This window comes from Riemerella anatipestifer ATCC 11845 = DSM 15868 (assembly GCF_000252855.1).
GTDB classification, from domain to species: domain Bacteria; phylum Bacteroidota; class Bacteroidia; order Flavobacteriales; family Weeksellaceae; genus Riemerella; species Riemerella anatipestifera.
The window spans coordinates 1,245,143-1,268,538 of sequence record NC_017045.1; the positions used below are offsets into that span (position 1 = coordinate 1,245,143).

The window sequence follows — 23,396 nt, forward strand, 5'->3', positions numbered from 1 at the left end:
ATTAAAAATAAATTACCCCATATCAACAGAGCAAACTATAACACTTTTTTGACTTAAAATTTCTCTACTTAAGACGGATCAACAAGGAATAGTGGCTGATCATACTCCACAGGAGTTGCGTCATCTACCAATATTTTAACTATCTTACCACTTACCTCACTCTCTATTTGGTTAAATAGTTTCATAGCTTCTATAACGCAAACTACCTTCCCTTCAGATACAGAATCTCCTACATTTACAAAAACATCTTTATCTGGCGATGGCTTTCTATAGAATGTACCTATCATTGGTGATTTAATAGCGATATATTTACTATCATCATCTGCTTTACCCTCCTGAGCTACAGAAGCAGATGACGAAGATACTGCCGCAGGAGCTACTGGCGATGCCACAGGCGAAACTGCAGGAGATTGTGGTAAAGATTGCTGAACATAAGTTATATTCTCATTAGAGCCAGGATTTTTAATATTTATTTCGTAATCCTTTGTTTTGTATTTAACCTCAGCCACTTCCGACTTAGAAACAAACTTAATGAGGTTTTGTAAATCTTTTAAATCCATAAGATAATTTTTAACCCCCAAATATAATAACAAAAACCACTCAATCCAAAAAAAAGAGCGGTTTTATGCATAAAATAATTTCTACTACAGTAGTCTAGTTTTCTTCTGTAGTTTCTACATTTTTCTCCATTACTACCTTTCCTCTGTAGTAAAGTTTTCCTTCGTGCCAGTGAGCTCTATGATAAAGATGTAACTCTCCTGTAGTAGCATCTTTAGCTAACTGAGGAACTACTGCTTTGTAGTGAGTTCTTCTTTTATCTCTTCTGGTTGACGACTGTCTTCTCTTAGGATGTGCCATTATTACTGTTTTTTATTTTTCTATATTATGTTAATACTCTCTTCTCTATTTATTTTTTAACTTGCTTAATGCCTGCCATCTAGGGTCTATATCTTCATTGGATTTTTCTTCCTCTAATTCATCTAAGGCTTTAGGACTATACTTTTCTAACAAAGCCTCATACTCTTCATTCCCCTCTACCTCCGGCGAAACTTTCTTCATTGGAATAGATAAAATCACCGCCTCGTAAACTAATTGAGCCACATTAAAATGATAATCACTTGAAGGAATTGTAATAACTTCCTCGTTACTATCATCATACTCTTCTCCAAACTTCACTAAAACTTTGAGTTCATGTTCTATTTCATAAGGAAAATCGTTCCCACTTATATCGCAAATCAAAGTTACTTCTCCTGATACTTTCACCCAAAACTCTAAGAAAGTGGTATGCTTTTCCAACAAAACATCTACCAAAATCTTAGGTTCACTAAAATCTACATCTGCATTAAATAAACTAAAGAACTCTTTATCTATCTCAAACTCAAACTGGTGTTTACCATTTTTTAAGCCTGAGAAAACAATATCATATTTTCTAAATTTATCCATAAAAATGGTCTGCAAAAATAAGTGTTTTTTTTTATATAACAAAATCTACATTACAAATTAAACAGAACCGATGTCTTTTCCTCTATTTTTTAAACATCTTCATCTGGCAAATCTTCGTCTACGCCATTATTTCCACTTCTTTTAACTTTCAGTTTATTCTCCATAAGAGATTGATATTCGCTCCTATTTTGGAAAATTTTTATCCCTGTAAACACCGCTTCCTCAAAAGAGCTATGATCTGCCATATTTTTTCCTGCTATATCATAAGCCGTCCCATGGTCTGGGGAAGTCCTTATAAAAGGTAATCCCGCCGTATAATTTACTCCCTCCTCATACGCCAAAGTTTTAAATGGTGCCAAACCTTGATCATGATACATCGCTAAAACAGCATCAAAGGCTTTATATTTCTGTGGCTGGAAGAAACTGTCTGCAGGATAAGGTCCGAACGCCAAAACACCATTATCAAAAGCCTCTTTTATTGCTGGAATGATAATTTCTTGCTCCTCTTTACCTATCGCTCCACCATCACCAGCATGTGGATTAAGTCCTAAAACTGCTATTTTAGGTTTAGCAATACAAAAATCTTCTACCAAAGCTGTATTTAGTATATTCAAATAAGTTTTTATCCTTTCTTTACTGATATTTTGAGCCACCTCCGAAATTGGAATATGATGCGTTACCACGGCCACTTTTAAATCTTCGGTCACTAAAAACATCAGTCCTTTCTTTCCAAATTTCTCTTCTAGAAAACCTGTATGCCCTGCATGTTTGAATCCATGTTTTAGCATTTCGTCTTTATTGATAGGTGCTGTTACTAAAACATCTACCTCTCCTTGTTTCAAAGCCTCTGTAGCCGCTTCCAAAGAATCTATTGCCATTCTTGTGGATTCCTCCGTAGGCTCTCCTAAATTTACATTAACATTATCTTTCCAAAGATTAACAATATTAATTTTACCAGCAGACGCTTCCGTGGCCTTATTGATGTAATTAAAGTTAGCCTGAATTTTAAATATATTTTTTTGATAAGAAAAAAGTTTCCCTGAACCAAATATCACTGGAGTAAAAAAATCGGTAATAGATTTATCCTTTAATGTTTTTAGAATAATTTCAGGACCTATACCGTTAAAATCTCCTATGGAAATCCCTACTCTAGGTTTGTGATGTTTTACACTCATTTTACTTATCTTTGTTTTCTAAAGTTACAAATTTAATAAATTATTTAATATGTTCACAGGAATTATAGAGGCTACGGGAATTGTTAAAAAAATAAGGAAAGAAGGTAATAATATACACTTTACTCTATCTTGTCCCTTTACGCAAGAACTTAAAATAGACCAAAGCCTTGCTCATAATGGTTGCTGCCTAACTGTAGTGGACATCAATGAAAACCTCTATACCGTAACAGCCATCAATGAAACTTTAGAAAAAACCAATCTTTCCCAGTGGCAAGAAGGTAGCATAATCAATCTAGAACGATGCACTATAATAAACGGAAGGCTAGACGGACATATTGTGCAAGGACATGTAGATGGAGTAGGAGCCATAGAGTCCATAGAAGAAACTAACGGAAGCCACATCATTACAATATCTTATATTTCTGATTTTGTAACTGTTCCACAAGGTTCTATTACCATTAACGGCATTAGCCTAACAGTTGCTAAAAGTATGGATAAAAAATTCTCTGTAGCTATTATTCCTTACACTTGGGAACACACCAACCTAAAACATATTAAAATAGGTGACCTCGTTAATCTTGAATTTGATATTATCGGGAAATATGTTGCTAAACTAATGACTATAAAATAAATGCCACAAAAAAATTATCGCGGTTTCAGTATAAGAAATAGAATTTTCTTCGGCTTTCTACTTATATGTATTTTAAGTATAGTAGGCTCTACCTTTATATCTTATATGATACTGAGACAAAGTGCTTTAACTCAAAATAAAATAGAAATACAACAAACGGCAGAAGTACTTACCGCCTCTTTAGATTATGCCGTAAGTAGAGAAACCGTAACTCCACAAAACATTAAAACCGTTTTATACAACAAAGTCAAAGAGATTGCTGACATCAATAAACACGATATCATTATTTATGATTTAGAAGGCAATTTTCTTTTGTCAAATAAAAATAGTTCCCTAGTAAAGGATAAAAGAATACCAAATCTGCTCCTAAAAAAAATCATTTCCTCTGATGCAAGAATAGATATACAGACCTACGATGACACTCTCAATAATCAAGTTACTTCATCTTATTTGGTCTTAAAGAATAATATTTTTGAACCTATTGGAATTGTGTACTACCCTTCCTATCACAGTAATATTTCTTACTATGATTTAATAGACAAATACATATATAATATATTTATCATCAATATATTACCAGTTCTAACCAGTATTATTCTTAGCTGGTTCATCTCTAGAAGAGTTACTAGAAGTCTTACTAAAATCTCTGAGTTTCTATCTAAAATCAATCTATTTAATAAAGAACTAAAACCCATAAGATACAATAGAAATGACGAGTTAAGCATCTTAGTAAAATCCTACAACAGTATGATTTTTCAGATAGATGCTCAAAAAGAACGCCTCACACACATCGAAAAAGAAAGTGCATGGAGAGAAATGGCAAAACAAGTTGCCCATGAGGTTAAAAATCCATTAACTCCTATGAAACTACTTATGCAAAGTTTTGAAAGAAGATTTGATGCCAACGCTCCCGACATAGAGCAAAAGGTAAAAGAGCTCAGCAACTCTATGATTACTCAAATAGATATTATTTCCAAAGTAGCTACAGCTTTCTCTGAGTTTGCAAAATTACCTGAAAAAGAAGACCAACCTCTTAATTTAAATGAAGAAATCAAAAACATTATCACCATCTTTGATAGCAAGAACATCTTCTTCCACTCTAATAGACCTAATATCATTTTCTCTTTAGACAAAAGCTATTTTACTAGAATATTAAACAACCTCATTACCAATGCTATACAAGCAGAATCTGAAAACAGAAAACTAATCATCAATATAGATTTAGAGGAACGATATAACTACATAAGATTTATTGTAGAAGACAATGGAGAAGGAATGAGCGAGGAAAAAATGGCAAAAATTTTTGAACCAAATTTCACCTCTAAATCTAGCGGAATGGGGCTGGGACTTACCATGGTAAAAAAAATGATTGAAGAGTACAAAGGAAACATTAAGGTAGAGTCTACGCTAGATAAAGGAACTAAATTTACCGTTACCATTCCTAAAAACATTTAGTCTGATGCCAAAAGATTTAAAGCCTTTTCGTTTCAAAAATTTCTCTATAAAACAAAATACTAGCGTTTTTAGAGTTGGTACAGACGCCGTTCTATTGGGGGCATTAGCAACAGTAGACAATATTAAAACCGCACTTGAAGTAGGCTGCGGCACAGGTATTATCAGCCTAATGATAGCCCAACGAAATCCTAATTGCTCCATCATCGCCATTGATATTGATGAAAACGCCTCTAATCTGGCACAAGAAAATTTTGATAACTCTGTCTATCAAGAACGACTTAAATCCATCAATATTAATTTTATGGAGTATCAACCCAACCAAAAGTTTGACCTTATCTTCTCGAATCCTCCATATTTTGAAACTAACACTTCTGATAAAGACAAAATAGCGAGGCAAAGGCTCACCTTAGATTTTGAAGATTTAATTAGAAAAAGCTCTCAACTCTTGTCAAAAGAAGGAATCTTTGCGGTCATTATTCCCAGCGAATATGAGGGCCTTTTTATTGAAACTTGCAAAACACATTCGCTTTTCCTACAAAGAAGGGTTAACATAAAAGGAATCGAACACAATCCTAAAAAACGAGTCATATTAGAGTTTTCTTTCTCTAAAAATGGAACAAAAGATGAGGATTTTATTATAGAAAAAAGTCCGAGACAATACTCGGACCAATATTTAGAAGCCACAAAGGACTTTCATATTTTCAATTCTTAAAGATATATTACTCAAACAACTCCTCTGTAGCCATTACTGAAACCTTACCTGCATTACACTTAATAGCCTCTCCAGGAAAGTTTTGTATCATATGATAATCATGCGTTGCCATAAGTACAGCCGCTTCGTTCTCCTGTGCCACTCTCTTTAGCAAAGTCATAATATCATTAGAAGTTTCTGGGTCTAAATTTCCCGTTGGCTCATCAGCCAAAATAAGTTGTGGATGATTAAGCAATGCTCTTGCTATAGCCACCCTCTGCTGTTCTCCTCCAGATAGTTCATGTGGCATTTTATGTTTCTTGGTTTTCATACCAACACTTGCCAACACCTCATCTATTCTAGCGTCCATCTTTGCTTTATCGCTCCAACCTGTTGCCTGAAGTACAAAACGAAGGTTTTTTTCTACACTTCTATCTGTAAGAAGCTGAAAATCCTGAAATACAATTCCTAATTTTCTTCTAAGATTAGGAATATCCGAAGTTTTAAGACTTGCTAAATCAAACCCCGCTACCGTACCTTTCCCCTCTTTTAAAGGCAAATGCCCATAAAGAACCTTAAGCAAGGAACTCTTACCTGAACCGGTTTTACCAATAAGATAGCAAAAACCACCCTTTTTAATTTCAAGGTCAACACCATCTAAAACCGTAAAGTTTTTCTGAACTATTTTAGCATTTTTAAGGCTTATGATACTACTTCCTTCTTCGTTTCTATGTGGCATTTTGGATATTTTTAATATGAATTTCAAAAATAAATAAAACTTTTGAGGTTCAAATCAATTTTAGGAAATTTTAACAACAAAAAATGCTTGAAAAAATTATCTTTCAAGCACAATTTTATACAGTAAAGTAAAATAGCATAATGCCTGTACAATACAGACAATATTTACATACTATCTTTTAGCACGAGATACACTCACTGTTAATCTTTTTCTGCCTTTAGCTCTTCTAGCAGCCAATACGCGTCTTCCGTTAGGCGTTGACATTCTCTCACGGAATCCGTGCTTATTTCTCTTTTTTCTTTCTGATGGTTGAAATGTTCTTTTCATTACAGTCTTTATTATAGGTCAGTAATATTCTTTCTTTTTTGAGACTGCAAAGATAAATATTTTTTTAAAATATACAAACCTCAACACAAAAATATTTTTTTATTCTGTATTTACATCTCATTTTAATTTGGCTTATCTATCTTTGCAATCTCATCAAAAAAAGAACAAAAAATGTTTAGTTCACAAGAAATTAAAGATATACAAAACCTGATAACACCTGATAATAAAATTGTTATCATCACCCATTATAACCCAGACGGAGATGCTATAGGCTCTAGTTTGGGACTAAAACATTTTTTAGCCACTCTAAATGTGGAGACGGAAGTTATTGTCCCTAATGACTTTCCAAAATTTCTTAAATGGATGCCCGAAGCTAAAAAAATTACCATTGCAGAGTATAAAAAGAAAAAAGCTTTTGAACTGATAAAAGATGCTGATGTTATTTTTTGTCTAGACTTCAACACTCTTTCTCGTATTGGTATTGTAGGAGAATGGGTGAGTAAATCTCCTGCTACTAAAATTTTAATAGATCACCATCAACAGCCAGACGCTTTTGACTTCGTCTATTCTGACACAAGTATCCCCGCAACTTCTCAAATGGTATTTCATTTTATAGAGGCTTTAGAGAGTACTCAAAAACTCAACCAATCCATTGCAGAATGCCTCTACACAGGAATTATGACTGATACAGGCGGATTTAGATTTAGGTCCACAAGTGCCACAACTCATAGGATTATCGCTCAACTGATAGAACACGGTGCAGACCCTGCTAATATTACTTCAAACACTTGGGATACCAATACTATTTCAAGACTCAATCTATTATCTTTGATATTAGGAAGAATAGAATTGATAAAAAATGGAGAAATCGCCATTCTTTGGCTCAAACGCTCTGAACTACAAACGTATGGTTTCCAAAAGGGAGATACCGAAGGTTTTGTAAACTATGGACTTAGTTTACTTGGTGTAAAAGTTTCCGCTTTCTTTATGGAAGACCTTTATGAGGATTTTATAAAAATTTCATTTAGAAGTAAAGATACTGCTGATGTTAACCAGTTTGCTAGACAATATTTTAACGGAGGTGGACACATCAATGCAGCGGGAGGAAAGTACCATAAAAGTATAGAAGACACCATACAAGACTTTAAAGAAATAGCCCTACAATGGGACATTTAAGAGTTTTACCATAATTATAACCTAAAATAAAACCACCGAAATCTAAAAACTCGGTGGTTTTTTGTGGAGCTGGAGGGATTCGAACCCTCGTCCAAACAAGCAATACGCAAGCTTTCTACATGCTTAGTCTATTTTTAGTTTTCGTCATAAAGCAGACAACAGACCGCCAACTTTATGCTTATCTTTTAAGGTTTTCGTCCTTTAGCCAAAGCTTCTAAAGGCTTATTTCCGCATTTCCTATGCCTCATACTCGGACGCCGCAGAACAGAGCTTCCGTGAGACATCTTGTTTCCTTACTATACTTCGGGAAAAGGCTTATCCTACTAATACTTCGGATTAAGCAGCAAGAGCAAACTCTTCGTTGCCAGTTAAACTTTGTAGCAAGGGATTAAAGAGATCGCGCTACGGTTCTCTGCATGCTTACTTACCTACTGACCTTGCTGTCGAAACCAGTCAGCCCCCGTAAACTTTAGTCCGCAAAGATAGTAATTTTTCTATTTAGAGAATAAATCTTTAACCAAGTTTAAATAATAAGCGTTAAATAGTCTTAAAGTCTATTAACCTGCTGTTAAACCAACAACTCTATATTACTTTTTGAATTACATTTGAAAACTGCATAACTTTATATTAAAACTATGATGAAAGCTCTATATATTATCTTTCCTCTATTGCTCAATCAATCTTTATTTTCTCAAAAAATAATCACGGGGAAAGTTGTTAGTGAAAGTCATATTCCTTTAGGGAATACCCTTGTTATCAATATAACCACCAATCAACAAATCACCACGGATAACGATGGTGCCTTTAATATCCGTGCTTCTGAAAACGAAGAACTAAGATTTGTAAAATACGGCTATGAAAGAGCGGCTTATAAAGTATCTTCCAAAAGTTTTAATAATGAATTGAGCATAACATTACTCCCCTCTTACAAAGAAGTAGAAGAGGTACAATTAAATGTAAAAGCTACAGGTAACATAAAAGAAGACCTAAAACAATTCAAACCCAATAAAAATTTGGAGCAACTAAAATTGGATTTATTTATTGACTATAAGAAAACACCTTATAGCTATTACCAAAAATCAAAACTAGAAAATCCTATGCTTTTTACCCAACCCAAAGGAGAAGGATTCTCTTTAGGAAAAGTAAATAATAAATGGACACTACTAGATTTGCTTCAAATTCTGGATAAAGAGTTAGGAGAAGACTACTTTAAGGAACTCAATATAAACTATGACGAAAAAGATGCCTTCATTTATTTTGTACTTAAAGATTTTGACACGAAAGATATTTTAAAATACGGAAGATTAACTCCTAACCATCTTGTTCAGTTTATGATTTTAGCAGAACAAAAACGACCTCTTTTTCAAAAAAAATAAGTATTTCTTAGGCAACCTTTTATAATTTCTTGCGTCTTACTCTATAGAAAGCCTAAATAGATTTAATTTTTTAACACAGATAATCAATTAGTTAAAACAATTTACACAAAATATTTACTACTTTGTATTACATAATAGTAATTTATTTATATATCTTTGTATCAGAAAATAAAACTAATAATCTTAACAAAAGAGTCGGGTTTCACATTCATTTAAACTAATAACCACCGCTCGGCTCTTTTTAAAAAAAATGAAAGCTATGAGAAAGACTTATTTTTTACTCGGAATTTTGGTTTCTACAACCGCATTTTCACAAACCAATTCTAAAACCGATTCTACTAAAACTAAAAAGTTAGAAGAAGTTACAATCACCAAGAAATTCATTCAGCAAAAATCTGATAGAATGGTGTATAATGTAGCAGCATCTCCCGCAGCCAAAGGGAATACTGTTTTAGAACTTCTGCAAAAAACACCAACCGTTACTACTACAGATGGGAAAGAGTTTAAAATTTTAGGAAAGTCTAGCACCACCATCTTCATCAACGGAAGAAAAGCGAATATGAATGCTGATGCTTTGTTAGCTCTACTAAAAAGCACGCCTTCTGAAAACATTTCTAAGATAGAAGTTATTAGCGTTCCTGGTAGCGAGTACAATGTAGAAGGCGACACAGGCATCATTAACATCGTTATGAAAAAGAAAAATACCGATGGTTTTAATGGGGTTCTAAGAATGGAAAACGAACAAGCATTTTATAATAATACTTCATCTAACCTCAGCTTAAACTATAGAAAAAATAAACTCGGCATAAGCACAAGTCTAGGATATAGCGAAGACAACTATAAACAAAAGTTTACGATAGAGAACGGAACCTCTACAACCAAAACTCTTAGCCTTGTGGATATTGATATGCCTTCTCAAAGGACTAATTTCAATATTACCGCTGATTATGAACTCACTGAAAAGAGTAACTTAAACTTTAGTTTTAATTCTGGGCTTTCTTTTCAGAAAGAAGGCAAAACCACTTCTAACAACCAAGACTTCATCAATGGAAACTTATTCCAAATACGCCCATCGGAAGGGCTAGAGAAAGAAAACACTCAAAATTTCTCTACCGCTCTTAACTATGATTTAAAAACAGATAAAAATGGGAGCATACTAAAAATCAACCTATCTCACCTCAAATTTAACCGACAAAACAACAGCAATTTACTATTTTATTCTGGCGTAGGCAATAATGCCGCTTCTCTTAATTCGGCTATGAATCAAGAGGCGCCTCAAAACATCAATAATACCTCTGGATTTTTAGATTACATTTGGAAACTCAAAGATAATTCTACTCTATCCGTAGGCGGAAACTTTGGCACTACCAAAACAGATAACAATACTATTTTTGATATTGCTGCTTCGGATTTGGTATTTTATAGAAGTAATGCATTAAGCAACCACTTTATTTATCAAGAAAAGATAGGTGCTTTCTATACCAACTACGAGAGAAATTTTGGCGAAAAACTTTCTACAAAAGTAGGCTTACGATACGAAATGACCGCTACACAAGGTGATGTAGAAGGAAAAAATGACCCTTATTATCATTTCAAAAATAATTACAGTAATTTGCTTCCATTCCTTAATTTGGCTTATCAGGCTAATGATAATCATTCTATCAGCTACTCTTTTTCTAGCCGAGTACGAAGACCTTCGTTTTGGGAACTCAATCCTGTAAGAATGTACACCACAGAAACGAACTTTGGGCAAAACAACCCTTTTATGAAAGCCTCTACCAGCTACAACCAACAGCTAATGTATATGTTTAAAAGTACTTATTTCCTAAGCCTTAGCCAAAACTATACTAAAGATGCAGCCACTCAAATACCTTTACAAAAAACCACTGGCAACATTACGGAGCTGAGATATATAAGAACTAACTATGGTAACAAAAACCAACTATCTGCAAGTATAGGTATGCAAAAAGCCTTCTTTAATGGTAGATGGATGGGAAGTTTTAACGCTACTGGAGTTTATACCCGTTTTAGTGGTAGTGTAAGCAAAGACCCTCTAAATCAAGAAGTTTTCCCTACTTATGTTGTGGATAGAACTACCGAATATATAGTATTAAGTTCTAACAACCAAATTGCTCTTAACAAAGCTAAAAATCTTTGGTTAGATGTAGATTACTTTTGGATTTCTAAACAAAAAATGGAAATAGGAACTATCGGTGCTCTACAAAAGCTAGACCTCTCCATAAAAAAGAATTGGGAAAACTGGACTTTTCGTTTTACAGCGAGTGATGTATTTAATACAATGGGATACATTCGTGTAAAAAACCAACAAGAGAATGGATACATTAGTGATGTTACCCAAAGACAATATAACCAAACTTATGCTCTTTCAGTTACTTACAATTTCGGAAACCAAAAGGTTAAAAAAGTAAAGAAAAACGAAAACTCTAATAACGATATCCAAAATAGAACTGGGAAATAACGGTCAGTTCTACTTTAAAACATATACAAAATCTACAAAGCCTAAGTGTAACGCTTGGGTTTTTCTTTTTTAACAAAACTTAACCTTATGTTAAAACTCTCTTAATATCTTTTAACAGCATAGTTTATAGTTTTGGCCCAAAATCAAGCAGGTATTTATGAAAAAAAATCGTTTATGTATTATTGGGCTCATTTGTATGATAATGGGAAAAATAGATGCCCAACAAAATGAAAAAGAGCATCAAATCAATGAAGTAGTAATTTCTTCTCTAGGAATTAAAAAGGAAAAGAAAAAAACAGCAAACGCTATACAGGCTCTATCTGGTTCGGAACTTACCGAGGTTAAAACGGTAAATCCTTTAGACAATCTTTCTGGAAAAGTATCTGGTGTCCAAATTACCGCAGGAACTTCTGGCGTTGCTAGTTCATCAAGAATTGTCATAAGAGGTGATAACTCTCTTAACATCAACAATAATTCGCCAATGTTTATTATTGATGGAATACCTATCTCTAACCGTATTTTTGGAGTTGGAGGCTCACCAACCAATCAAGGAGACCTTCCATCTGACTATGGAAGTGGCATTATGGACATCAATCCTGAAGATATTGAAAATATGTCCGTATTAAAAGGTGGTGCCGCCGCACTATATGGCTCCAGAGCCGCAAACGGAGTTATTATGATTACCACCAAAAAGGGACAAAAGGGACGCAAATTTGCAGTGAACTACAATTCTTCTTTTATGTTCCAAAATCCTATTCTTCCCGAGTTCCAATCGGTATATGGACAAGGAGGCACCAATAGTGCAGGAGAAAGATTTCAACTATTAAATGGTTTAGGAGAAAATTATGGACCAAAGTTTGACCCTAATTTATACCTTCTTCAAAACGGCTCTCCAGAATATGCCGATGGTGTAAAAATACCTTTTGTTAGAAGATATGATTTAAGAGATATTTTCAAAACAGGAACTCAAATCGTAAACAACATAAGCGTACAAGGAACTACCGACGATATTTCTTATCGTATATCTTATACCAATAATCAAAACGAAGGTTATATCCCAAACACTAATTTACATAAAAATACATTCTCAACCCACAGTACCTTTAAACTAACACCTAAGTTTGACTTATCTACTAGCCTAAATTTCGTGAATACTAAAAGTGATAATGTCCCCGTAACAGGATATGGTTCGCAAGGACTTATGTATGTACTGTATTGGAATCATCTAAATAACGATTTAAAATGGGCAAAAAACTATTGGCTAGAACCTGGAGTAAAACAAAACTACTCCCTAGGGTGGGCAGATAACCCTTATTTAATCGCCAATGAGAACATCAATGCCTTTAATAGAGACCGATTTTTTGGTAGCATTCAGCTAGACTATAAGATTAATCAAAACTTCTCTGCCCTCATAAGAACTGGACTAGATTATCAAAATGAAGATAGAACTTCTAGAAGACCTATGGCATCTCATAGGTATAGAAAGGGAATGCTAAGGCTACAGGACCTCAACTTTAATGAAGTAAATGTGGACATGCTCCTAAAATATCAAAATAAATTTGGTGATTTTGAGCTAGATGTACTAGGCGGCTTGAGTAGAATGGATAGAAAACTTAGTGAAAAGTTTCTGCAATCCAACGCTTTAATGACCCACGGCATCTACTCTCTAAACAATACACAGAATTTTGTATCTAGATACAGCGAATTTACCCAAGAAAGAATTAATTCTGTTTTGGGAAGTATCAATTTGGGATATAAAGATTATGCATTTTTAGAAGTAACCGCCCGTAACGATTGGTTCTCTACCCTGCCCACAAATAAAAACACTTATCTCTATCCATCAGCCTCTTTCAGTTGGCTACTCAATAAATCTTTAAATATGGGTAGAGCCATCAATCTGCTCAAAATAAGAACCAACTGGGCGATTATTGCCAATGGAACCTCTCCCGAATTTTTACAAAAAAAATATCTTTCTGGAGGTTTACTAGGTACTGTTACCAATCCTACAGTAGCTCCAAATACAGACATAAAGCCTGAAACTACCACCACAAAAGAAGTCGGACTAGAGTTTATTGGATTTAAAAACAGACTAGAGTTTAATGCTTCTTTCTACCAAAACGCAACCAAAAACCAAATTATCCCTGTAAGAATATCCGACGCCACAGGATATAATGCCAACCTAGTAAATGCTGGTTTGGTGGAAAACCAAGGTATAGAAGCCTTCCTAAGATGGACAGCCGTAAAATCTAAAAACTTTATGTGGAATATGAGTTTCAACTTTACTAGAAACAGAGGCTGGGTTAGAGAGCTTTACAAAGATTTGCAATCTTATATTATCGCTGAAGGTCCTGCAGATGTAACCATAGAAGCTAGACCTGGTGGAAGAATGGGCGATATATATGGTTATGTATTTAAAAGAACTAATGACGGTCAAATTATCTTTAACGAAGGACTCCCTGTACTATCGAACACCAAAGAACGCATAGGAAACTACAATCCTGATTTTATGCTAGGCTTTAGAAATCAATTCAATTATAAAAACTTCTCACTCGGAGTTCTATTTGATATTAGAAAAGGAGGTGTCATCTATTCTTACACCAATGCCATAGGTGGAGAGTCTGGCGTACTACCATATACACTAGAAGGGAGAGAAACAGGTATCATAGGTAAAGGGGTTAAACTAGAAAACGGCACATATGTTCCTAACGATGTCAGAGTATATCCAGAAAAATATTATCATTTTGGAGGCTATTACACTAGAAACAACGCTGAGTCTAACTCGTTTGATGCTTCGTTCATTAAATTAAGAGAAGTTAGCCTTGGATACTCATTGCCAAAAGAGTGGATAAAATCTGCTGGAATGGAAGAGTTACATATCTCTTTAGTTGGTAGAAATCTCCTAAGATGGACTAAAACACCTCAACATATAGACCCAGAATCTATGGCTATGTCTGGTGGTACTCTGCTACCAGGTATGGAGGTAATGCAATATCCTGTAGCTATAGGGTACGGCGTAAACTTTAATATTAAATTCTAAATCAAGGAAAAAATGAAAAAAATATTTTTAATCTTAACCAGTACTTTTGTCTTCAATTCCTGCACTAGAGGTTTTGAGGAAATGAACAAAGATAAAGATAATTTTACCGAAGAAACGGTAAGTGTAAATCTATTATTACCCAATATTCTTTATCGCATAGCAGATACCAATGTAGACAATAATTTTAGTCTAGGCAATAAAGTATCACAAATGATTAGCTACATACAATATAACCAAATAGATACTTATACATGGACTGCCAATGATAGTTATTGGAAACTTTATGGACAAATAGAAAACCTCAACGATATAGAATACATAGGCAAAAAATCTCATAAAGAAGAATACATAGGTGTGGCTAAGGTGTTAAAAGCTTTTATTTTTACTCAAATGTCCGATGCCTATGGTCCTATCCCTATGTCCGAAGCAGGACAGTACAAACAAGGAATACTTACTCCAAAGTATGACTCTCAAGAAGAAGTTTACAAAGGTGCAAACCAAATGCTCAAAGAAGCCAACCAAATACTAAAAAAAGGAGCAACAATAGAGGGTGACAAACTCTACGGAGGCGATATAAGTAAATGGCGAAAATTCGCCAATTCTTTACGTCTAAGGGTTCTAATAAAAACAATGAATAAAAAAGACGTAAGTTCAGAAATTAGAGAAATCCTCTCCAATCCTAACGAATATCCAATATTCAAATCCAACCAAGATGCTGCAATCTATTATTATTCAGGCGTTGGAAATGATGTTTCTCCTTACTCCGCTGGTAGAGGCAGAGTTTATGAAATTGAGCAACTTACAGCCTTATCTACCACAATGTTAGACTTAGCAAAAAAATACAACGACCCTAGAATTGACACTTGGTACAACAAACCTCAAAATAGTAGCCATACAGAACACAAAGCCATCAAGCCAGGTTCTTATTCCACTGACTACAGAAACCTCTCTATGCTTAACCTAAATTTCCATTACAATCCTACCCTAATTAAAGGAATTTTAATGACTTACTCCGAGCTAGAGTTCATTTTAGCAGAAATGGCAGAAAAAGGTTGGGTAAACCTTCCTGCAAAGCAACATTACGAAAACGGAGTCAAAGCTAGTTTTGAATTCTGGAATACCGCAATGCCTCAAAACTATCTTACAGAAACTGCTGCTTATACAGGAGACAAACTTGTATTGATAGCAGAACAAAAATGGTTAGCGTTCTTTTGGAATGGCTTTGAGGCGTGGAACGATTTTAAAAGAACAGGATTACCTCAACTGAAACCAAGTGAAGGCAATACTAACGGTAACAAAATACCATCAAGGCTAATATATCCTTCTATTGAACAATCTGTAAATAGAGATAATTATCAAAAAGCCTCTAATCTACTAGGTGGAGATAATATTAATTCTAAAATGTGGTGGCAAAACTAAACTTCTAAATTTTAAACCAAAATAAACAATGACATTACTAAAAAAATTACTTTCAATATCTATATTTTCTGGACTACTCATTGCTAATGCTCAAGAGAAATTTACCATAGGAATAGCCTCTTGTTCTAAACAAGATAAAGACTTATCACTATTAGATAAAGTGGTTGAAAAGAAACCCAACTTATTTATATGGATGGGAGATAACATCTATGGAGACACCTACGATATGAAGGTTCTAGAAGCTAAGTATCAAAAATTAACCAACAATCCTCATTTTAAAAACCTAAAGAAAAATGTTCCGATGCTATCTACTTGGGACGACCACGACTATGGCTGGAATGATGCGGGGAAAGAATACCCTCACAAAGAAGCTTCTAAAGCCTTGTTTTTAAAATATTGGGAGGTTAATAATAAATTCAGACAGACTAACCCTAACGGTATTTATGGAGTAGAATATTTCACTTTTAAAAACAAAAAAATTCAAATCATTATTTTAGACACTAGATTTAATCGTGATGCTCTTTGTAAATTTGAAAGTACAATGCCTTTCGGAAAGAACGACTATGTTCCGTGCCGAGATACTTCTAAAAGTTTTCTAGGAGAAGCTCAATGGAACTGGCTAGAGGAAATTCTAAAAACTCCTGCAGATTTAAGGATTTTGGTTTCTAGTATCCAGTTCTCACACGAATACAATGGTTGGGAATCTTGGACAAACCTTCCTAGCCAACAACAAAAAATGATGGATTTAATTAAAAAAACTAAAGCCGAAAATCTTTTTGTAATATCTGGAGATGTACATTGGGGAGAGTTATCAAAGTACAGCCTACCCAACCAATATCCTATCTATGATTTAACGTCTAGTGGATTAACCGAAAAATGGCCGTCCCTAGAGCCTAATAAATTTAGAATAGGAGAAGCTGTTGTAGAACCCAACTACGGAATAATAGAGTACGATGGAGAGAACCAAATCACATTTAAACTCTATGACCACAAAGATATTCTAAAGCTAAATTATCAACTAGATTTAGAGACTTTAAAATTTAAATAAAATACTATTTTTTTAGACTAAAAGTAGAGGCTCCATTTTTTGAAGCCTCTTTTTTGTTATTCTAAAACTCTATTTCATCTTCTGGATGAAGGTGTTCATAATCCGCTTTCATTAGAGCGTCGTAATCTTTTTTGTCTTCCTTAGCCAGTTTTCTTTCCAGTTTTACTACAATTAAGTATACCACTGGAACAATTACTAATGTAAGGAATAATGATGATAATAACCCTCCGATAATTACAATAGCCAAACCGTTATTCATCTCTGCTGCTGCTCCCGAAGCCATCGCGATAGGAAGCATACCAAACACCATCGCTATCGTAGTCATCAAAATAGGACGAAGTCTAGCGTGGTTGGCTTGTATTAAAGCATCTTCTATGGTTTCACCTTGCTCTAATCTATGGTTAGCAAAATCTACCAAGAGAATGGCATTCTTCGCCACCAAACCAATCAACATAATAATCCCTAAAATGGTAAAGATATTTAAACTCTGATTGGTAAGAGCCAATGCCCACAACGCTCCAATAAAAGAAAGAGGAATGGAAAATAGTACAATAAATGGTTTTACAAAATCGTCATAAAGCACTACCATAATCATATATACTAATAATATTGCCGCTAGTAATGCATACCCTAGAGAGCCAAAACCTTCACTTTGGTTTTCCATATTACCACCCCATACCCATTTTACGCTGGCAGGTTTCTTTACATTTTCTAACTTGGCAAGCCATTCGTTAGCCACAGCTCCCATACTTTTACCTATGGTTTGGGCTTGTATAGTAACAGCTGGTGAACGGTCGTATCTCTCCAAAACGGCAGGACCAGAAGAGAAGTCAACCACAGCAAATTGTGATAATTTTATCCTCTGCCCTTGAGCATTGGTAAACTCAATATTTCTCACATCATCTATACTACCTCTTTTAGATTCGTCTAAGATGATATTGATGTCGTATTCACTATTTCCTGTACGGAATTTATTATCGGTATTTCCACTAAAAGCCGTTCTCAATGTCTGCCCTACGGTTGCTACATTAAGACCTAGAGCCGTCATTTTATCTCTGTCTACATTTACCGAAATCTCTGGGTTACCTTCTTCTACACTCAGTTTCACTTCCGTGGCACCTTCTATAGATTTCAATGCTTTTTCTGCTTCTTTAGCATAGCCTAAAGCTTCATCTAATGTAGTCCCCATTACTGTCATCTGTAATGGTGCTTGTTCTGCCCCCATAAGTCCCATAGGTACGGTAGTTACTTTTGCACCAACCAAAATAGGCTCCAGCTCTCGTTTTATTTTTGCAGCAAAAACATTACTTGGCTCACTTCTTTTAGATTTATCTATAAGTTTAACATTAATTTCTGACTTATACGGCGTAGACTGTACTGCTCCCATACCACCACTAGACTGCCCCACTGTGGTAATCATTGTAGCTACATTAGAATTTTTAGCAAGATAGTTTTCTGCCTTTTGAGTCATAAAGTTGGTTTGCTCTATAGAAACATCTTTTGGCATTTCTATTTGAACCAAAAACTCTCCTTTATCTGTTCTAGGGAAAAAGTCTGACCCAATGTAGCCCATTACAAGCAGTGCAATAGAACTTACAAAAAGTAAGAAGGTTACAACAAAGGTTTTAATCTTATTATTAAGACACCATTTAAGTAAATCCGTTACGAAATGAGTGAACTTAGTTAAACCATCTTCAAAAGTGTAAATTACTTTACCAAAGATAGAGTCCTTGCTAATCAGCTCGAGTTTACCAAAACGAGAGAACAACCAAGGTACTACGGTGAACGACACTAATAAAGACAACATTGTAGCTATAACTACCGTTACACAAAACTGTCTGATAATATCAGATACCAAACCGCTACTTAAAGCTATAGGTAAAAATACCACCACAATTACCAAAGTAATAGCAGTAACGGTAAAGCCTATTTCTTTAGCTCCATCATACGCCGCACGAACTTTATTCTTACCCATCTCCATATGACGGTGGATATTCTCTATTACCACAATGGCATCGTCTACCAATATTCCTACTACCAAAGATAACGCGAGTAAACTCATCAAATTGAGCGAGAACCCAAACAACGCTATCCCTATAAATGTTGCAATAAGAGAGGTAGGAATAGCCACCATTACGATAAGAGCATTCCTAAAACTATGCAAGAAAAACAACATCACAAACGCCACCAACGCCACCGCAATAAGTAAATCCTTCAGCACCGAATCCGCCGCCGCAAGTGTGAATACCGAAGTATCATTAGCCAAATTGATTTTAAGCCCTTGGTCTTTATATTGCTCTTCTATAACTTTCATTTTCTTCTGAACCAACTCACTCATTGTAACGGCGTTGGCATCAGTTTGTTTCTGAACTTGAAGTAACAAGGTGTTCTGTTGATTGATACGAGCAATTTTTTCTACCTTTTTCTGAGTATCTTGTACTTCGGCAACATCAGAAAGTTTAATGTTAATACCATTCATAGAGGCAATGGTAAGGTTTCTAAGCTCTTCTACCGAAGCTATCTTCCCTGAAAGACGGATAAGTGTAGAGTTATCTCTGGTCTGCAAATTTCCTGTTGGGAAATCTAGGTTAGATGCTGTAATTATCTGAACCACCTGCGGAATGCTAAGCCCATAGCCTTGTAATTTACTAGGGTCTAAATTGATACGAATTTCTCGCTCTTGTCCTCCCACAATATTTACCTTAGCAACACCTGAGATTCTAGAAAATTCTGGTTGAATTTTTTGGTCTATCAAATCATAAAGTTCATTTTCAGATAAGTTGGCGGTAACCCCCATACTTACAACAGGTAAGTCTGAAAGTGAAAATTGTGATAACGAAGGCTCTTTAACCCCGTCAGGAAGGTTTGACCTAATGGCATTGATTTTCCTTTGAGTATCATTCATTGCGAAGTCTGTATTAACATCATTATTAAACTGAATGATAACAATGGAAAGACTTTCGTAAGATTTAGTTTGTATTTTCTTTACCCCTTCTAGTGCAGAAACGGCATCTTCTATTTTTTTGGACACTGTATTCTCTACCTCGGTAGGAGATGCCCCTGGATATATGGTAGCCACAGTAACTACCTTTACTTCAAACTTGGGTACTAGCTCATAATTAAGTTGTTTATAACTAAACAATCCTCCTATGAGAAGTAGTGCCAAGATTACAATAACTAAACTGGGTCTTTTTATGGATACTTCTGCTAATTTCATCTTATATTTCTATATGTTAAGTCATTAAAGAATCAAAATAATGTCATCTCTGAGTCTTTAAATCCAAATGATTATTTTAATACTTTAACTTTGGTTCCATCTGCTAAGTTGATTTGCCCACTGGTTACTACCATATCTCCTGCATTAAGCCCTCCTGTAACCTCTACTTTATCACCATAGTTAGCACCACTTTGGATTTTAGTAAGATGAGCTACACCGTTTCTCACCACAAAGACTAAATTATCACTCACACCACCTACGAAAGCATTTCTAGGAATACTCAAAATTTCTTTTGCTCCAGTTCTGTCAAATGTTGCCGTCCCGTACATTCCTGCTTTCAAAATATTAGAAGCATTATTGATTGTAATCTCTACAGGGAATTTAAGAGCTCCATTAGATGCAGGTGCAATAAAAGATACTTGCCCATCTATCTCAGCATCTACCACGCTAGGCTTTACTTTTACCGTATTACCAACTGCTAATTGTGTTACTTGAGATTCATCTACCTCTACTTTTAGTTTAAGTGATGAAATATCTACCACCTGTACAATAGGTGTACCTGCTCCCACAACACTACCTAGCTCTACCATTTTTTGATTAACGATACCACTTACTTTGGACACTACATTAGTATCACCAGACATAAGCTGTGCCGACTGCACCTGTGCTCTAGCATTTTTCACCTGCAATCTCGCTTGGTCTAGTTGTAATGCTGTTACTCCACCTGTTTTATAAGCAGCTTCAAAACGGTTAAGTGCCGAAATAGCTTGGTCTAAATTAGCTTGAGCATTGCTTACATTTACATTAATTTTATCTCCTTTGAGCTTAGCTATTACTTGCCCTGCTCTTACATAACTACCCTCCTTTACATAGAGAGCTACCAATTGTCCACCCATTTCTGCAGAAATATTTGCCTGTGTTTTTGGTAAAAAAGTACCATTAACACTAAAAGCACCTCCAATTTCCTCTCTTTTTACAGCTTCTGCTTTTACCGCTATTTCGTTATTTTTTTCTGCTACAATATTTACCTGCTCTTGGTTATTAGCTTTATTTTTTTGAAGAATAAAGAAAAAGCCTACAGCTACGCCTACTACCGCTATAATAGATAATAATGTTTTTTTATTCATGATGATTTATTTTTCTGTTAAAGTTCTTAGTTTACCTTGTGATTTTAGAAGTTCTATTTCTGCCAATTTATAATCTAGTTTAGATTTTGTGAGGTTATTTTTCGCATCAGCTAAATCTCTTTCTGCTCCCAAAATATCATTAAGCGTAGCCAAACCATACTGATAATTAGCTCTTGTATTCGCCATAACCTCTTCTGCTAGCCTTACATTATTCTCTTGGTTTTTAATGGTGATACTGCTATTTTCTAATTGAGTTTTTGCGTTCTTATAAGCCAAATCTAACCCTAACTGAATTTCCCTTAGGTCAGCTTGTGCCTTTTCTATATCTATTTTGTCTTTTTCTATTTTTGATTTAGTAGAAAATCCATTAAAAACAGGAATACTAATATTGAGACCTATTGAGGCTATATCTGACCAATAGACCTTATCTTTTTCCCCATGCCACCAAGGCATTTTAGCTCCTTGACCTAGCCATCCATAGTTAGCAATTAGAGTTGCTGTTGGATAATATTCGGATTCCGAAGCTTTTTTCTTCCAATTAAGTAGTTCTAGCTGTTTCTTCAACACTTTAAGTTCTGTTCTTTCAGAAAAATCTGAATTAGAATTTTCCGAAATAAGTACAGACGGCTCAAAGCTCTGCTCTGGAAGTTCTATCTCTTGTTCCATAGGCATTCCTACCATAAACTTGAGTGCATTTTTACTCAGCTGTACGGCATTGATAAGCTGTTGCTGATTTGCCTTTACATTATTAGACGAAACTAGAGCTCGGTCATAGTCTATTTTCTTTGCTAAACCAGCATCATATAACCCTTTAATAATCTTAACTGTTTGCTCTACTATCTTTAGATTATCTTGCAGATTTTGTAACATTTGCTCTGTCTGATAAACTTGATAATAGGCATTAGCCACCTTTTCTATAATCTGCTCTTCCGTAAGTTGTGCATTGATGAGATAAAACTCCTTAGTAGATTTAGCCGCTTTTAACCCCGTAAAAACCGTTTGGTTAAAAAGTACCTGCTGAAGTTGAGCCATATGAGTAGACTGCCATCTTTGCCCTAGTGTAAGTCTCATAGTTTGAGTAGGGTTTACAAAATTAGGCATAATAACTTCCTGTAACAAAGGGTTATAGGTAGTATTATTATTGATAATTATCTTTGGAAAAGCATTGGCTTTAACCTCCGCTATTTCGGCATCACCTCTTTTTATGTTTAGTCTAGCCTTTTCGGCATCTGCTTTATGCTCCATGGCGTGATTTATAGCTTCAGACAGAGACAACATTCTTGACTCCTGAGCTGAAAAGGCACCCTGAAAAAATAAAGCCACAAGACTTATAATTTTAATGCTATTTTTCATTGTTATATGTTAGTTGATTTAAAAATTCTTTTCCTTTGGGAGTTACTATAGCATTGAGATAAAACCTAACCACCCCTTGACAATAGTTACTCCTACCTATCTTCTGTTCCTCTTCGAAAAGAGGTGAGCTATCAAAGGCAAACATCAGCTCTAAAAAATACTTAGCATAGGTTTCTATATCAAAGTCTTTTTCATAAAGCCCTTGTTCTCTACCTTTAATAACATTATGCTTAAATATCTCGTAAATACCTTTATAGACATTCACAATGTGCATATTGTAGATTTCTGGGTAATATTTGATGAGCTGCCTTACGAAAACAGTCCTGTTATTCTCAGAAATCTGTTCTATCTTAGGCTCTCTCAGAAGCATTTTTTCTATTGGGTTTAGACTTTTCTCCTCCTCTGCTTTAAGTTGTTCCAAAAGCTGTTTCAACAGAAAATCTAACACCTCTTCTAGCAACACTTCCTTGTTCTTATAGTTTTGGTATAGTGTTTTTTTAGATATAGAAAATGCCTTAGCTATATCGTCCATAGTGAGGGACTTAGCTCCGTTCTGAACAAAAAGCTCTGAGACTTTTTTCAAAAAAAAAATTCTGTCTTCCATAATTTTACGCTGCAAATATAGGATAAAAAACTAAAAAACAAAAAAAGTTTCCAAGTTTATTTATTTTTCTTGTTCTACTGCAGCAATTTTTCAGTCCTG

The 23,396-nt window shown here is 34.8% G+C and carries 19 protein-coding genes and 1 other RNA gene; 9 read left to right on the plus strand and 11 right to left on the minus strand.

Translation table 11 applies throughout. The features are described from left to right. Positions 1-68: 68 nt before the first annotated feature. The 4 genes from accB to pdxA all read right to left on the minus strand — a co-directional run bounded on the left by accB (position 69) and on the right by pdxA (position 2,618). Positions 69-560: an acetyl-CoA carboxylase biotin carboxyl carrier protein gene (gene accB, locus RA0C_RS06000; protein WP_004917155.1), complete on the minus strand. Its 492-nt coding sequence runs from the start codon at positions 558-560 to the stop codon at positions 69-71. A gap of 94 nt (positions 561-654) precedes the next feature. Continuing rightward, positions 655-858: a 50S ribosomal protein L32 gene (gene rpmF / locus RA0C_RS06005; RefSeq protein WP_004917152.1), complete on the minus strand. Its 204-nt coding sequence runs from the start codon at positions 856-858 to the stop codon at positions 655-657. Between the two features lie 45 nt (positions 859-903). Continuing rightward, the gene (locus RA0C_RS06010; RefSeq protein ID WP_014411293.1) at positions 904-1,443 is read right to left on the minus strand and encodes a YceD family protein; all 540 of its coding nucleotides are present in this window, start codon (positions 1,441-1,443) and stop codon (positions 904-906) included. 89 nt (positions 1,444-1,532) lie between these two features. Beyond that, positions 1,533-2,618 (minus strand): 4-hydroxythreonine-4-phosphate dehydrogenase PdxA, encoded by a 1,086-nt coding sequence (pdxA, locus tag RA0C_RS06015; RefSeq protein ID WP_004917146.1) that lies wholly within the window; start codon positions 2,616-2,618, stop codon positions 1,533-1,535. Positions 2,619-2,667: 49 nt separating this feature from the next. On the opposite strand from pdxA, the gene RA0C_RS06020 reads away from it, so the two are divergent. From RA0C_RS06020 to RA0C_RS06030, 3 genes are read left to right on the plus strand one after another with little or no spacing between them, the layout of a single operon-like run. Next, on the plus strand, positions 2,668-3,249 hold the full coding sequence (locus RA0C_RS06020) for a riboflavin synthase (protein ID WP_004917142.1): 582 nt from the start codon (positions 2,668-2,670) through the stop codon (positions 3,247-3,249). After that, on the plus strand, positions 3,250-4,704 hold the full coding sequence (locus RA0C_RS06025; RefSeq protein WP_013446956.1) for a sensor histidine kinase: 1,455 nt from the start codon (positions 3,250-3,252) through the stop codon (positions 4,702-4,704). It begins immediately after the preceding gene. 4 nt (positions 4,705-4,708) lie between these two features. Further along, positions 4,709-5,416 (plus strand): tRNA1(Val) (adenine(37)-N6)-methyltransferase, encoded by a 708-nt coding sequence (locus RA0C_RS06030; RefSeq protein WP_004917137.1) that lies wholly within the window; start codon positions 4,709-4,711, stop codon positions 5,414-5,416. A gap of 7 nt (positions 5,417-5,423) precedes the next feature. Here RA0C_RS06030 and RA0C_RS06035 read toward each other — a convergent pair whose 3' ends face one another. Together RA0C_RS06035 and rpmH are read right to left on the minus strand one after the other, a co-directional pair. Continuing rightward, positions 5,424-6,134: a cell division ATP-binding protein FtsE gene (locus tag RA0C_RS06035; protein ID WP_004917134.1), complete on the minus strand. Its 711-nt coding sequence runs from the start codon at positions 6,132-6,134 to the stop codon at positions 5,424-5,426. 171 nt (positions 6,135-6,305) lie between these two features. After that, on the minus strand, positions 6,306-6,461 hold the full coding sequence (gene rpmH, locus RA0C_RS06040) for a 50S ribosomal protein L34 (RefSeq protein WP_004917131.1): 156 nt from the start codon (positions 6,459-6,461) through the stop codon (positions 6,306-6,308). Positions 6,462-6,632: 171 nt separating this feature from the next. Between rpmH and RA0C_RS06045 the strand changes: the two genes are divergently transcribed. Continuing rightward, entirely contained in the window at positions 6,633-7,637 is a 1,005-nt protein-coding gene (locus tag RA0C_RS06045) for a DHH family phosphoesterase (RefSeq protein ID WP_004917128.1), read from the plus strand. Between the two features lie 61 nt (positions 7,638-7,698). Here the strand turns inward: RA0C_RS06045 and ssrA are convergent. Then, positions 7,699-8,098: a transfer-messenger RNA gene (gene ssrA / locus RA0C_RS10300) on the minus strand. A gap of 174 nt (positions 8,099-8,272) precedes the next feature. On the opposite strand from ssrA, the gene RA0C_RS06050 reads away from it, so the two are divergent. The 5 genes from RA0C_RS06050 to RA0C_RS06070 all read left to right on the plus strand — a co-directional run bounded on the left by RA0C_RS06050 (position 8,273) and on the right by RA0C_RS06070 (position 16,996). Further along, positions 8,273-9,013, plus strand: coding sequence for a carboxypeptidase-like regulatory domain-containing protein (locus RA0C_RS06050; RefSeq protein ID WP_015345398.1), 741 nt, complete (start codon positions 8,273-8,275; stop codon positions 9,011-9,013). Positions 9,014-9,272: 259 nt separating this feature from the next. Then, entirely contained in the window at positions 9,273-11,492 is a 2,220-nt protein-coding gene (locus RA0C_RS06055) for an outer membrane beta-barrel family protein (protein WP_013446957.1), read from the plus strand. Positions 11,493-11,649: 157 nt separating this feature from the next. Further along, the gene (locus tag RA0C_RS06060) at positions 11,650-14,529 is read left to right on the plus strand and encodes a SusC/RagA family TonB-linked outer membrane protein (protein WP_013446958.1); all 2,880 of its coding nucleotides are present in this window, start codon (positions 11,650-11,652) and stop codon (positions 14,527-14,529) included. 12 nt (positions 14,530-14,541) lie between these two features. Beyond that, positions 14,542-15,948: a SusD/RagB family nutrient-binding outer membrane lipoprotein gene (locus RA0C_RS06065; RefSeq protein ID WP_004917116.1), complete on the plus strand. Its 1,407-nt coding sequence runs from the start codon at positions 14,542-14,544 to the stop codon at positions 15,946-15,948. A gap of 28 nt (positions 15,949-15,976) precedes the next feature. Continuing rightward, positions 15,977-16,996 (plus strand): alkaline phosphatase D family protein, encoded by a 1,020-nt coding sequence (locus tag RA0C_RS06070; RefSeq protein WP_004917115.1) that lies wholly within the window; start codon positions 15,977-15,979, stop codon positions 16,994-16,996. 61 nt (positions 16,997-17,057) lie between these two features. Here RA0C_RS06070 and RA0C_RS06075 read toward each other — a convergent pair whose 3' ends face one another. The 4 genes from RA0C_RS06075 to RA0C_RS06090 all read right to left on the minus strand — a co-directional run bounded on the left by RA0C_RS06075 (position 17,058) and on the right by RA0C_RS06090 (position 23,297). Further along, positions 17,058-20,213, minus strand: coding sequence for an efflux RND transporter permease subunit (locus tag RA0C_RS06075; RefSeq protein ID WP_004917112.1), 3,156 nt, complete (start codon positions 20,211-20,213; stop codon positions 17,058-17,060). A gap of 71 nt (positions 20,214-20,284) precedes the next feature. After that, positions 20,285-21,340 carry an efflux RND transporter periplasmic adaptor subunit gene (locus RA0C_RS06080; RefSeq protein WP_004917109.1) on the minus strand — a complete coding sequence of 352 codons (1,056 nt, stop codon included), beginning with the start codon at positions 21,338-21,340 and terminating at the stop codon, positions 20,285-20,287. A 6-nt stretch (positions 21,341-21,346) separates the two neighbouring features. Further along, a complete protein-coding gene (locus tag RA0C_RS06085; protein ID WP_004917106.1) occupies positions 21,347-22,693 on the minus strand; it encodes a TolC family protein in 1,347 nt (448 codons plus the stop codon). Further along, on the minus strand, positions 22,683-23,297 hold the full coding sequence (locus RA0C_RS06090) for a TetR/AcrR family transcriptional regulator (protein ID WP_004917103.1): 615 nt from the start codon (positions 23,295-23,297) through the stop codon (positions 22,683-22,685). Before RA0C_RS06090 ends, RA0C_RS06085 begins: the two co-directional genes overlap by 11 nt. Positions 23,298-23,396 lie beyond the last annotated feature (99 nt).

Coding starts and splice junctions, on each gene's coding strand:
- RA0C_RS06020 (WP_004917142.1), top strand. CDS start 2,668: ATGTTCACAGGAATTATAGAGGCTACGGGAATTGTTAAAAAAATAAGG.
- RA0C_RS06085 (WP_004917106.1), bottom strand. CDS start 22,693: ATGAAAAATAGCATTAAAATTATAAGTCTTGTGGCTTTATTTTTTCAG.
- RA0C_RS06030 (WP_004917137.1), top strand. CDS start 4,709: ATGCCAAAAGATTTAAAGCCTTTTCGTTTCAAAAATTTCTCTATAAAA.
- pdxA (WP_004917146.1), bottom strand. CDS start 2,618: ATGAGTGTAAAACATCACAAACCTAGAGTAGGGATTTCCATAGGAGAT.
- RA0C_RS06055 (WP_013446957.1), top strand. CDS start 9,273: ATGAGAAAGACTTATTTTTTACTCGGAATTTTGGTTTCTACAACCGCA.
- RA0C_RS06065 (WP_004917116.1), top strand. CDS start 14,542: ATGAAAAAAATATTTTTAATCTTAACCAGTACTTTTGTCTTCAATTCC.
- RA0C_RS06070 (WP_004917115.1), top strand. CDS start 15,977: ATGACATTACTAAAAAAATTACTTTCAATATCTATATTTTCTGGACTA.
- RA0C_RS06010 (WP_014411293.1), bottom strand. CDS start 1,443: ATGGATAAATTTAGAAAATATGATATTGTTTTCTCAGGCTTAAAAAAT.
- rpmF (WP_004917152.1), bottom strand. CDS start 858: ATGGCACATCCTAAGAGAAGACAGTCGTCAACCAGAAGAGATAAAAGA.
- RA0C_RS06035 (WP_004917134.1), bottom strand. CDS start 6,134: ATGCCACATAGAAACGAAGAAGGAAGTAGTATCATAAGCCTTAAAAAT.
- RA0C_RS06050 (WP_015345398.1), top strand. CDS start 8,273: ATGATGAAAGCTCTATATATTATCTTTCCTCTATTGCTCAATCAATCT.
- RA0C_RS06075 (WP_004917112.1), bottom strand. CDS start 20,213: ATGAAATTAGCAGAAGTATCCATAAAAAGACCCAGTTTAGTTATTGTA.
- RA0C_RS06080 (WP_004917109.1), bottom strand. CDS start 21,340: ATGAATAAAAAAACATTATTATCTATTATAGCGGTAGTAGGCGTAGCT.
- accB (WP_004917155.1), bottom strand. CDS start 560: ATGGATTTAAAAGATTTACAAAACCTCATTAAGTTTGTTTCTAAGTCG.
- RA0C_RS06090 (WP_004917103.1), bottom strand. CDS start 23,297: ATGGAAGACAGAATTTTTTTTTTGAAAAAAGTCTCAGAGCTTTTTGTT.
- RA0C_RS06025 (WP_013446956.1), top strand. CDS start 3,250: ATGCCACAAAAAAATTATCGCGGTTTCAGTATAAGAAATAGAATTTTC.
- RA0C_RS06060 (WP_013446958.1), top strand. CDS start 11,650: ATGAAAAAAAATCGTTTATGTATTATTGGGCTCATTTGTATGATAATG.
- rpmH (WP_004917131.1), bottom strand. CDS start 6,461: ATGAAAAGAACATTTCAACCATCAGAAAGAAAAAAGAGAAATAAGCAC.
- RA0C_RS06045 (WP_004917128.1), top strand. CDS start 6,633: ATGTTTAGTTCACAAGAAATTAAAGATATACAAAACCTGATAACACCT.